Consider the following 12731-nt stretch of genomic DNA (forward strand, 5'->3'; position numbering starts at 1 on the left):
TCATGGCAAGAAGCTACGATAAAGATTTTAAAGAAGAAGCATTGAAGCTCTCAGATGAAATCGGAGCAAAGAAGGCGGCTGACCAGCTTGGAATCCCCTACAATACAGTCACAACCTGGCGAGGTAAGCGAAAGAAATACGGAGATCAGGCATTTGTAGGAAGTGGTCATAAACAACTGCCGGCAAGCGAGCAGGAACGAAGAATGCTTGAGCTGGAGAAGGAAGTCAAAGAGCTCCAACGAGCTAACGATATACTTCAGGAGGCTCTTGGTTTTTTCGCAGCGCGCCGAAAGAAGTAAAAGCACATGAGCGATACCGCTTTATCCACTCTATACAGACAGATTCAGATAAGGAGTGGAGTGTGGAACTATTATGCAGAATTCTTCATATAAGCGAATCTGGATATTATCGATATCTGAAGAATCTCAGTAAGCCGTCTAAGGACGCGCTTCTTTCGGCGGCAATAGACAGGATTATGAATGAATCCGATTATAATGACAATTACGGCGTGGAACGAATGCAGCTTGCCTTGGAGCAGAACGGATTCCACACAGGAAAACGTAGAATCAGGCGAATTATGCACGAAAAAGGTCTGATTCACGGCAGACCCAGACGTCCGCATGGTTTAACACGCGCTGCCACCGAAATTCAAGAGGAGGAAAATCTGATCAAGCAGGATTTTCGGGCTGATACCCCGTATCAAAAACTGCTGACAGATATCACGCAGATCGGCTGCCTGGACGGAAAACTCTATATTTCCCCGATTATRGATTGCTTTAACGGTGAGATTCTTTCTCTTCAGATGGATGACAATATGCGAAAAGAACTTTGTATCAATACACTCAAGGCAGTTGCCTGCCGGTATCCGGTTCGAGGCGCGACACTTCATAGCGATCGCGGAAGCCAGTATACCAGCGAGGCGTTCAAGAAAAAACTTTCTGAATATGGTATGCTGCAGAGCTTAAGCGGTGTGGCACACTGCTACGATAACGCCCGAATGGAGAGCTTCTTCGCAACTTTGAAGAAGGAACTGCTCTATAGAATTCCTACTTACCGAATGCCAATGGCGGAGGTTAAATCTATTATCTTTCGATATGTGTTTATCTACTATAATCGGAAGCGAGTATATACGTCGAATCCCTTAGGGCTTCCACCCGCTGTTTATAAGACACATTACCACAATATGTATCATTCATCTGCTGCTTAAAATTTGTGAGTTTTTAGACTGCACTTTTCTTGACAATTCCACTCGGCACAAAGTAAATCGGTTCATTATACGTAATTTTGTCCTTGTTTATCATTTTTACCTCACTTAATCATTTACACAACCCGAATTGTTAATATGTTTGCATCTATATTAAAACCCATACTTGGATAGGTATTTATCAATTCTTGTCAATGTAGATTCTGCCAATTTTAAATCATCTGACAGCCAACTGTAATAAGCCCTAGTAGATATATTGATACTGCGGCAAAATCTGGTTACAGGAATACCAAGTTCATGGGTGAATTTTTTACATCTATCTTTAAGAGTCATTTGTTAACCTCCAATTGTCGTTCGTTTGTTAGTGCAGTTATGAATAAAAAATAATAAAAGTGACACGCCATCAGCAATGCCAACAGCGCGTCAAAACAGTAAATCACTGTAATCTATGTAAACACTGTAAAACCAGTGGAATAAACTAAAAATATTACTTCTCCTACCATAAGACAAAAACTCGATGTTTTTTGGCTTGGATTTCACGCAATTTTTGCAACGTATAAAAGTGCATTAAAAATATGCAAATTGGCTTTTTCAGGTGGCTTACACAAATTTTATGTTTAATTTCTGTATTAGATTTTTTGTGGTGAAAATTTTTGGGTTAAAAACCTAGCGTTACATCCTTCTCTTTTCTCGAAGCAATCTTGTAAATCCAGTGAAATAAACTAAAATCTTATTTCCCTACCATAGACAAAACTCGATGTTTTTTGGCTCGGATTTTACGCAATTTTTGCAGCAGATAAAAGTGCATAAAAAATGTGCAAATTGGCTTTCTGGGGCAACTTGCACAAATTTTATATTTAATTTTTGTGTACGATTTTTTGAAGGTTAAAAATTCACTTAAAATCAGACTGACTTCAATCGCGTATCTAGCCTGCGTTTTCTTTATTCAAATTACTCAACTTATATACCATATACAAAATTTAAAATTGATTTCAACTTGTTCGACTTTTGCAACAATTCCACTAATTTTAATATCATATTTAATATATTTCGCACCAATATGGTATTTTTTTACATAGAAGCAACCATAATTTTATAATTCTAGTAAAAATGCATCTAAAGCAGATTAGATATTACTTACAACATACTGCTTCTTTTTTCTTCATTTCATTCATATACAGTTACTCCTTTGTTTACACAATCCAAAATATTCTGCGCCCAAGCACCAACCGAACTGATTGCTTTAATATATCCATTGCGCTGTTCCTGCGGCAAACCGTCAATATGTTCTGTTAGATACGCATATCCTCCAACTGCCTTCAAAAAATTACTTACTTTCGCGCAAAAGAAAATAGTATCATCTTTCAATTGCTCATCAAATTGCTTTTCAGGTGACTTTTCTTCATATCCTCGCATTTTTTCTTTTAAATCTCTCAGTTCTTGGCAACGCTTCTGATATTCTTGATTTAGAATTTCATAATCCCGTGCGCGTTCTTTATTTTCGCGCTTTGTCTTGTCATAATCGTCAGGATAAACGGTTATCGTTTCAGGTTTTTGCGCTTTATCAAGGCTCGACTGCAATTCCATATTCTTCTGTTTTAGATGTACAAGTTCATTTGCCTGTTCACCGATTTGAACATCACGATCAGAAATGTCACGAATATACTGTTGTACCTGTTTCTGTGTAAGTTTTTTTGTTGCGGGAAGCGACGCTGCAAGTTGTTCCTGTTCTTCCGGAGAAAGTCTTGCGATTAGTCTGGAAGCTGTAGAAGGTGAAATGTTTCCTTCTTGTACAAGGTCTTGAATTTCCTGCGGAAGTTTTGTAATAGATTCTGCGCGCTGCAATACATCAACAGAATATCCACACTGCGCCGCTAATTCTTCTTGTGTAATTTCAAGAACGCCATTGGCGGTTTTGATCTTTTCACTTTTTCTATCCCCACCATGAGTAATCCCATAGTAATCCTTCAAGAACGTAAAACAACGCCCCAGTTTAACCGGATTGGAATTGCCCGCAACCCTCTGCTTCAAATTAGATTCAATCAGGTCTTTGATTTCTTTCTGTTCATCTGTGTACTCAATCATCTTGTATGAAATCTCTTCGATACCCAGTACATTACAAGCGCGGACTCGCTGATGACCACTAATGATTGTCTTATCCTGCGTAATTGTAATCGCATTGGTAACACCAGATGTACGAACAGATTGTAAGAAGTCATCCCATACGTCATCCACCATATCATCAAAATAATAATTGTTTTGAGGATGCGGCTTCAGTTCTGAAATTTTAATCCTGCCTTCTTTTAACAAAAATTGTTCCTCCTGCGTTTCTATTTTTTTGAATTTTAATTTAACCTCAGAAATTACTTATTTTAAGCCAATTTTGAGCCATAACGATTTACCCTATTAGTTTCATACCTTAACCGGGCAATAACCACAGTATATTTCCTGACCTTTTTGCATTGCTTACTGCCATTATTCACCTTGATTTCCGTACTCTAAGTGATTTAAAATAACTCTTTTTTAGGGTTATGCAGTCTGTATATTACAGGGTTTCCTCGATTTTTATTATTTCTTGGTTATAAAAGCAACAACCAGAGAAATATATGTTTTGATATTGATACACAAATTGCGTAGCAATGCAGTGTTGCGGTGGGATAAATGGGCTTGTCCCAGATATCCCCCGCTTGCTATTGTAGGTTATACACGACGATTATATCGCCGTTTGCATCATGTCGCTATGCTCCATAGATGCAAGTCATTTTTTTGATACAATTTCATTTTTGGGGGGAATTCTCTTATAAAGGATTTATTATAAGAAAATTACCCCCATTTTTTAGATTTGATTTTTTGTATAGATTTTTATGTGGTATTTTCATGTCTGCAAGAATTTTTCGCACGTCCGAATTTGACTTCTTCAACTCGATCAACTGTTCTGTTGTCAAACCAATGCTTTTGGCAATATCCTTGCTTTTCCATTCTTTTTGCTCGTCAACTATGGATTCTACCCAATCAAAAAATAACTGTGGTTGGGTTTTAGCATTGGCATCATTACCACCCGCCGGAGTTCTTACTCGGCTTTTCGCTATCTTACGCCCCGGTAAATCATGCTCTTTAAATTTTGCACCAAGTCTTTCCAATTCCCATTTCAACATCTGTGTTATACCATCCAACCTATCATAATCGTATACAAGATAAAGATTTACAGGTTTACGATTATCATAATTTCTGGCAGCACATCTATAAATATTCTGCACCATATCCGATGTAATTTGTGATTCTCTGACATCATTAATTTGAGTTGAAGTCAAACCATATGTAATTTTCGTCCTATCTTTCCGCTTGCCATGCCCGGTTAAATCGTCAAACCATGCTATTACAGATTCCACATTTTTTGTAAATATATGTCTTGCATAATCATAAAGTTCCGATTGCGTTTCAAAAAGTATCAATAGGTATTCCAGTTCTGGAAACGTGTTTAACCCTACCTGAATGAAATTGTGTCGATCTTGCCAATGATTGAATCCTTTAAGACCTCCGAAATGCCCCATATTGATTGCATCGAGTCCATTTTCTGCAAAAACATTGTTTTCCAACAAATTGCGATATGACACAAACAAAGTATCATCTGCATCTAGTTGCAATGATTTAATGTATCTATTGATAAGCGATAATTTCATCTCAGAATCTTCTTGATCCATTAGTGCAGTTTTGCTTGTATTACATTTAACTAGATTTACAGTCATGTAATCCAGCGGTACCACATAATCCTCGCAGTCTATAACCTCAAATAATCCTTCATATCCTTCGTATCGGCAATCTATATTAGCTGTTCCGTCAAATATAAAAGTTTTAACCTCAGGATCTAGTTTGAATTTTTCGGTGCAGTTGTCCAGTACAAAGAAGGTTTTTCCGTATTCCGTTTTATTGTCCGCATTTGCCTTGACCTTGGTTGATACAAAAAAACCTCCATCTTTTATCAGTTTGAAGATCATACGCATAACTAATTCTGCTTTTGGATATTTGATTTTTATTGAAGGTAGGTATGCGTGGAATAATCTTAAAAACTCAGCATCATTATCAAATACCCTATATGTATCTGTCCCATCTTCAAGCGTTTCGTGTCTGCTATCATCGTACCAGTATAGATATGTGTTTTTGTCACGCCTGTACTCTAGCTGTTTAATTTTCATTTGCAAATATTCGCTGAACTTCCTGAATTGAAACAGGATATTATCTTTGGTATCTTTGTCGCATAAATCATTGATTCCTTCCTTTAATGCAGTATCCATTGCATTAAGTTCCGTTACCCCAATATTTACACGTCTAAAAAATTTCGGGGCTTCATCAAAGATGACAATATTTCTTTTGTGTTTGTCGCCGTTGTCATCCACAAAGGTGAGAAATTGTATTAAGTCCGATTTCTCCATTTGTGCATACCTCTGCGTAGTAATGAGAAGGATAGGTTTATATCTCTGTCGGGGGATTTCAGTATCTTTATTGTCTTTGGTAATTAAAGTAATCCTATTTCGATTTTTAAAATATAACCTTTGAAAATCATCTAATCCCTGCAATTCATCATCAGCATATATATCTTTGTGTTCCTGCAATCGCTCAATACTGTCTGTGATAATGATTGCGCCTTTTCCCTCATTTATACATTTTTGGATAAATCCTTGTATAGCAGTTGATTTCCCGCATCCGGGTCTTGCTGCAAATACTGTAACTGTATTGCAGTCCTTATCTTGTTCAAACTTTTCTCCAACAAACTTAAAAAGTTCCAGTTGTTTGGGGTGGAAGTGTCTGTCAGGGTGCATCTGCATAATAATCTTTTCAAGCGTTTCCATGTATAGCCTCCTGCATCTTAATTATATTAGTCATATACCGCTGCATAAGCTGATGCAGTTTTGGCTCTTTAAGTAAAGTGCTTGTTGCGTTTTGTCTATCCTGCTGGATATCCATTAGTTTAAGGTGATGCATCATTAGATGTCTCGTACTCTCTTCGCATTCCCATTTCGGGAATCTGTCGCTCATCTTAGTTGTATCTCTCGCCGTCATCCGTTAATCTCACTTTCTCATTTTGTTTCTGTTCTCAAACCATTCATTCTTTAATTTTCTCACTTTGTCGTTGTCGAAAAAGAAGAATACATTTTTTGTGTTATCCTTGTTGTCCGGTTGAATGTTTAATAATTTAACTCCGTTTTGCATCAGATATCCCGCAAGCTGCTGCGAGTATACTACGCACTGCTTTTTTGTAAGTGTGTTATTATCCATGTTATACCTCGTTTTTTTGTTGTAGATTTTTTCCGATCTTGCTTTGCTGATCGTCCGTTAATGTTTGTGCTGTCTGTATTTAGTTGTCAAGCTGCAATCGAACATCTGTTCTGAAAAGAGTATCAAAAAAGGGCTACCCAAACTAGACTTTACCAAATATAAGTCTTGGTAAAATCTAATCTGAGTAGCCCATATAACCGACTTCTTTTCACATTTCCTTGAAAGAACCGAAGTCTACGGGTCATGATGCCCCGCACTGTCAGACATTGGCAACTGATCGAAACCCCTCTGACAGTGTTGCTTCAATCGCCATAAAAAATAAGTCGCGGATAGTTATTAACACAGGCACCCTCATGATAGAGTAGGTGCATCGGTTAATGGTCTAGGCACCCGCCATTCGCTTGCGGTTTTTTGTGCCAATTTTTAAATTGTAAAACAATGATAGCACATATGCATCATTTTGTCAAGTATTATTTTAGCACTTTTTGTTATCGAGTGCTAAATGAGATAAAATAAAGATGATTAGTTGTATTTCATGGCTCTTTGACGCAATTAAAAAGTCATCTGTTTTGTATATGTATATATGATAGTATACGGTTTAACCATATAGGTTTTGTACGATATGGTCACAAATCGTTACTCCATCCATTTTGTCATCTTTGTCTACAAAGATCGCTTCTCTGTTCTGACCTGCCAGAACAATTCGTTCGGTCGGCTCAGAAGTTAAATCAGTTATCTGTCCCTGTCTCTCTTTTGCATTCCCCCTGGGGAGGGGGCATTTCCACAGCCCACTTTATCTTCATCATCTGAATACTTTCTGACCGCCTGCGCTGTGTCAGTATTACCCAGTACCATTGCGATATCCTTATTTACGTTCCACGATTCCACACAATACTTGCGATATAACGGGATAATGGCACTAATTTCCTAAATGAAAATACCAGTTTTATTGTGCGTACTAAAAACAGCGATTTTGAGGTGTTTTAGCCGTTTAAACATCAGAAAAGTTGCATAATCAGCTTATTTTGCAACTTCCATTTCAAAGTTCTCCGAAAACTATAGTGGCTCAGTTGTCAAGACAAAAATCTAAGATTTTTATAATGAACTGATATAGTGGACAAATTACAAGAAACATGGGGAGAACAGTGGAGCGGGAGAATCCTAAATTCTGTGTAAACGCTGTATCGCAGTGTAGAAAAGAATGAAATTTTATGATGAGGGGACGGCATATCTGTCGTTCCCTTGCTCACACTATAACGGCAATACCGTTCCGGTGTCAAGGGCAGCGGCGAGAGCTGCTGTTCATTTTACCCTTGATGCCGGGGCGGTTTGCTGTTAATTGGGCATTCGATCCTCAAAATAGATCGCCAGATTGGAATAAATTCTGCCCCAATCCTGACGCCGGCCAGTCCATTTTTTCGTGATGTCCATCATTGCCAGATACAGCATCTTAAACAGGCTGTCATCCGTGGGGAAGATAGTTTTTGCTTTGGTAACCTTGCGCAGTTGGCGGTTAAAGCCTTCTATCGCATTGGTCGTATAAATCAGCTTTCTCAGTTCCTGTGGGTATTTAAAATAGGTACTGAGATTTGCCCAGTTATCTCGCCAGGAGGACGAAATTTTGGGATATTTTGCATCCCATTTGGCAGAAAAGGCGTCCAGGGCAACCAGAGCTGCATCTTCATCTACAGCGGCATAAACTGCCTTCAAATCGGCCATGAGTGCCTTTAAATCCTTATAAGAGACATATTTGCTGGAATTTCTCAGCTGATGAATAATACAGTTCTGAATCTCCGTTTTTGGAAATACCGCTTCAATTGCAGCAGTAAATCCAGTCAGATTGTCGGTGCATGCAATGAATATGTCTTCTACTCCGCGATTGCGCAGTCCATTTAAAACAGTAGCCCAATATTTAGCGCTTTCATTTTCTCCGACCCACATGCCCAGGACATCTTTATGCCCATCCAGATCAATGCCAATAGCGATATATACTGCCTTTTTGACGATTCAACCCTCGCTGCGGACATGATAATGGATTGCATCCAGAAATACCACTGCATAAATGCTCTCCAACGGCCGCTGCTGCCATTCTTTTGCAATCGGCAGAATCTTATCCGTTATCCGGCTGATCGTCGTATCAGAGACTTCTACACCGTAAATGTCCTGGATATGCGTTTCAATATCGCTCGTCGTCATTCCCTTCGCATACATGGACAAAATCTTTTCCTCGATATCCTGGCTGATGCTGGTTTGACGTTTTTTTATCAGCTGAGGCTCGAATTCTCCTTTTCGGTCTCTGGGAATATCTACTTCTACATCTCCGAAACTGGTTCGCAGCGTTTTCTGGCTGTGACCATTCCTGCTGTTATCCGTCTTTTTGTTCCGATAGTCATACTTGCTGTATCCAAGTTCCTCATCAAGTTCTGCATCGAGTCCGGCTTCCATAAATTCGGCAATGGTTTCCTTGAACAGATTCTGGATATCCTCCATGCTGCCCACATTGCTTGCCTGCAATAATTCTCTGATTTTTGTTCTCCGGGCTTCTTCCTCGGGTGTTCGCTTTCTTCTTGCCATTTGTAAAAACCTCCATTGCTGTGCTTTTATTCTACACTGCAATGAAGGTTTACACAATCCATGGGATACTCGGGGTGCGGACAAAATCTTGGACTGATTATGCAGCAAAACCAAGATGATGTCTATACTCAATCGGGCTCATCCCACCTAGAGATAACTTGATGCGTTTATGGTTATACCAATTGATATAGCGGTCAATCTCCCGGCTAAAATCGTCAAGCGAGACTCCTGTCCAAGAGCGGCCATAGAACATTTCGTTTTTGAGCCTTCCAAAGAAACCTTCGCAGGCTGCGTTATCGGGGGAGCAGCCCTTCTTAGACATAGAGCGAATGAGACCGGCCCCATTCATCCGTTCAATCCATCCGGGCCATCGGTAATGGCAGCCCCTGTCAGAATGGACAATCGGATGACAGCCCTCTGGCAGATCGGCAATCACTTGATCCAACATGGTGTTGACCAGATCGGCATTGGGGCGGGTTCCTATCGTCCAGCCCACAACCATTCCATCAAAACAATCGATCATGGCGGAGAGATATAGCTTGCCGTTCGAAAGGGCAAATTCTGTGATATCCGTCAGCAACTTCTCATACGGCTGATTTGCATGGAAATCGCGTAAGATGATGTTCTCTACTTCGGGTGTGATTTCCCCAAAATACGAACTATATTTTCGTTTCTTCGAGCGCAAAACCACCAGTTTTTCTTCTTTCATGATCCGGCGGATGATCTTCTCGGAGAGCATAATCCCTTTGCGCTTCAGCGCCAGATAAATGCGACGGTAACCATATACGCCCCTGTTTTCGTGAAAAATCGAGGTAATTTGTGCCCGTTGGGATAGATATTTGTCGGGTTTGTTCATAACAGCTTGCTGGTAATAGTAACTGCTTTTGGCCATCTTAAAACGGGACAGCAGCGCTGGCAGTGTATATTTCCCCTTCAAGGCATCGATGATCACTGCCTTTTCACGGTTTCTGAGTACCGTTAGATCGATGCCGGGGTCTTTTTTTAAGACTGAGATGGTCTCCTTCAGCACATCTACTTCAAACTGCAGTTCCTGGAGTTGCGTTCGAAGATTCTCCAGTTCCTCAGATTCAGGCAATGCATGATCCTGAGGCAACGGCTCCCTTGGTATGCTTTTTCTCTTCGCCATCAGACCCACCATCCCATACTTCAGATATTTCCTGCGCCAGACGTATATGCTCATACGGCTGTATCCGATTTCCCTTGATACATATTCTACATCTTCGCCTAATTCAAAGCAACGGTGAATTACCTCATATTTGAATTCTGCTGAGGGATGCCTTGGATGCCCCGATGTGTTGCAGTGATGATCCATCTCTGTGGGAGACTCTTCTGTGTGGCCATGTCTGTTCTCTAACCCGGCTTTTTTGCGCTCATACCAGCGGTAAAGCGTAGACTCGCTCGGGTATCCTAACCGACGGATTACAGCAGCTATTGATCCCAGCCGCTCGTATTCTCTTAGTGCGATTTCTTCCTGCTCTTTTGTATACATTCAGTTCCCTCCTTTTGGAGTCCAACTTTTTGTCCGCAGGCCCCTCCCTGCCAAGAAAAGCATGGCATGCGCTATACACAATATCGAGGCTTGGCTCAAGTTACCAACTGGGTGAAGCTTAAATTTGCTGCCATGAATCTGAAAAAGCTGGCTATGTGGAAGTGGAAGATCCATTTCCCTATTCCAGTTTTCCGGCTTTTTCCATATATGTGCCAAAACCCGGCTCTCGCTTAATGCGCAGCCGGGTTCTTCGACAGGCTCAAACGCCTGATTTCATCAAAATCAGGCGTTTATATGGAGCTGCTAAGCAGATTTGAACTGCTGACCTCATCCTTACCAATTGGCTAAAGTTGCTGTTATCGGGTGTTTGCTCCTGTTATCCTGTCCTTTCCTGTTGAAAAAGTTCAGGATTTATACGTTTTTTGTTTGAAATGCATCTCGTTTCGTACCTGCTGATATCGGCTGGTTTATAGTGGCTCAGTTGTCAAGACAAAAATCTAAGATTTTTATAATGAACTGATATAGTGGACAAGTTACAAGGAACATGTGGAGAACAGTGGAGCACTCCCCAGATTCAATATATGCTAAGCTACATATGGCATCAACATTGCCGGATAGTAGCATTCAGCCGGTGTTTGGTAATCAAGTGCAGAATGGCGCCGCTCAAAGTTGTAGATGTGGATATACTGTCCGATAGCAGCTCTTGCTTCCCTGATGTTGTTGTACTGTGTCAGATAGGCTTCCTCATACTTGAAGCTGCGGAACCAGCGTTCAATCATGATGTTGTCTGCCCAGCGACTTTTTCCATCCATACTCTGACGGATGCCGTTTTCCTTTACAAAGTCAATGTATTGCTGACTTGTAAACTGACAACCCTGATCTGAATTCAGGATTTGAGGTTTTGCCACTTTGAAAGCTTTTTTCAGGGCACTGATAACCATTCTGGTATCAAGTGTGTCATCCACTTCCCAGCCGACAATACAACGGCTATACCAGTCGATCACGGCTGTCAGATACAGAAATCCGCGCTTGATCGGGATATATGTAATGTCAATAGACCATGCTTGATTTGGCTTGTCTATGACCGCATTACGAAGAAGATATGGACATACTTTCGCCTGCTGCATTCGCTTGGAAAGATTCACCTTTGGATAGATCGGGTAAATATCCATCTCATTCATGTAGCGTCTTGCCTTGCGGCGCCCAACCTGGTAACCACGGGCTTTTAACTGTGCAGACATTTGTCTTGCGCCCCAAGTGGGATTATCTGTATGGAGATGATCAATGATCTCTTTGCAGGCCAGTTCCTCATCTGAAATAGGGGTGCCCGTGTAATAAATGCTTGTACGGTTGATGTCAAGCAACCTGGCACCAACGGAAGCCGGAATTTCCTTAGTCGTCAAAAGGTTTTGGACTAAACTTACTCTCGTAGTCAGGTCCACAAATTTCTTCAGATTTTTTTTGAGCCAGTCAACCTGCATGGTTAACTGACCAACCTTTTTGGCATACTCCGCTTTCTCTTTTCGCTCTTCGGCAAGCTTTTCTTTGAGGTTTTCCTCGCGCTTGTCGTCGAACACAACCGAAGCATTGTTCAGGAACTCCTTTTTCCAGTTACGGAGCAGATTTGGTTGGATGCTATTTTCAGCTGCCAGGGTATTGAGATCTTTCTCACCCTTAAGCAGCTCAATTACAAGGTTTGATTTGAATTTGGCACTAAAACTTCTTCTCTGTCTGGACATGATAATGGCTCCTTTCTTACATACTGGTTTAAGTATATCAGATTCATTAAAATCTGTCCGAAAAAGTGTCTTAATTTATGAGACCATTATAAATCGTTAAATTTGATAAATTTTGCTTAATTCAGCGTTTTTGCTGCAATATCACGATGTTTGCAGCAGAATAAGTTCCTCTGCTTAGTTACCGTTGATTGTTAGGCAAAAAATAAGGGTGTCATCATTTCCGGTGACACCCTTTAATAGTTGGTTATAATCTCCTGTTCTTTCTGTTACTTCTGTCGCTTTCAGCAGCTAATTTTTCTCGTGTAAAATCAAGCCCAACATTGTTGGTTTTGAAACCTATGTATTGATTACCTCGATCCCACAGCCAACTCTTCTTGCGTAATTTCAAAACCGCCAATGGCGGTTTCGATTTTTTCACTCTTTCGATCTC

General features: G+C 40.4%; 7 protein-coding genes and 3 pseudogenes. 3 read left to right on the top strand and 7 right to left on the bottom strand.

All coding sequences use genetic code 11. The features are described from left to right. The first annotated feature begins 2 nt into the window (after positions 1 to 2). Together CBW42_RS04265 and CBW42_RS04270 are read left to right on the top strand one after the other, a co-directional pair. Positions 3 to 299: a transposase gene (locus tag CBW42_RS04265; protein WP_087017840.1), complete on the top strand. Its 297-nt coding sequence runs from the start codon at positions 3 to 5 to the stop codon at positions 297 to 299. Between the two features lie 11 nt (positions 300 to 310). Continuing rightward, positions 311 to 1207 (top strand): annotated as a pseudogene (locus CBW42_RS04270) (IS3 family transposase); the annotation flags it as partial. Between the two features lie 1164 nt (positions 1208 to 2371). On the opposite strand, the gene CBW42_RS04275 reads toward CBW42_RS04270, so the two are convergent. From CBW42_RS04275 to CBW42_RS04300, 5 genes and pseudogenes are all read right to left on the bottom strand, one after another. Beyond that, entirely contained in the window at positions 2372 to 3514 is a 1143-nt protein-coding gene (locus CBW42_RS04275) for a ParB/RepB/Spo0J family partition protein (protein ID WP_165761050.1), read from the bottom strand. Between the two features lie 488 nt (positions 3515 to 4002). After that, positions 4003 to 6051, bottom strand: coding sequence for a hypothetical protein (locus CBW42_RS04280; RefSeq protein WP_087018114.1), 2049 nt, complete (start codon positions 6049 to 6051; stop codon positions 4003 to 4005). A gap of 220 nt (positions 6052 to 6271) precedes the next feature. Next, complete coding sequence (locus CBW42_RS15320; RefSeq protein WP_087018118.1) at positions 6272 to 6478, bottom strand: DUF5659 domain-containing protein; 207 nt, start codon at positions 6476 to 6478, stop codon at positions 6272 to 6274. 1335 nt (positions 6479 to 7813) lie between these two features. Next, positions 7814 to 9052, bottom strand: a pseudogene (locus tag CBW42_RS04295) (IS256 family transposase). 97 nt (positions 9053 to 9149) lie between these two features. Continuing rightward, a complete protein-coding gene (locus CBW42_RS04300; RefSeq protein ID WP_087018120.1) occupies positions 9150 to 10562 on the bottom strand; it encodes an IS3 family transposase in 1413 nt (470 codons plus the stop codon). Between the two features lie 51 nt (positions 10563 to 10613). Between CBW42_RS04300 and CBW42_RS14945 the strand changes: the two are divergent. Continuing rightward, positions 10614 to 10796, top strand: a pseudogene (locus CBW42_RS14945) (transposase); the annotation flags it as partial. A gap of 350 nt (positions 10797 to 11146) precedes the next feature. Here the strand turns inward: CBW42_RS14945 and CBW42_RS04305 are convergent. Continuing rightward, positions 11147 to 12301: an IS3 family transposase gene (locus CBW42_RS04305; protein ID WP_087018122.1), complete on the bottom strand. Its 1155-nt coding sequence runs from the start codon at positions 12299 to 12301 to the stop codon at positions 11147 to 11149. A 244-nt stretch (positions 12302 to 12545) separates the two neighbouring features. Further along, the gene (locus CBW42_RS14620; RefSeq protein WP_165761051.1) at positions 12546 to 12719 is read right to left on the bottom strand and encodes a hypothetical protein; all 174 of its coding nucleotides are present in this window, start codon (positions 12717 to 12719) and stop codon (positions 12546 to 12548) included. Between the last annotated feature and the right edge of the window lie 12 nt (positions 12720 to 12731).

The sequence above is a fragment of the Butyricicoccus porcorum genome (genome assembly GCF_002157465.1).
GTDB classification, from domain to species: Bacteria; Bacillota; Clostridia; order Oscillospirales; family Butyricicoccaceae; genus Butyricicoccus_A; species Butyricicoccus_A porcorum.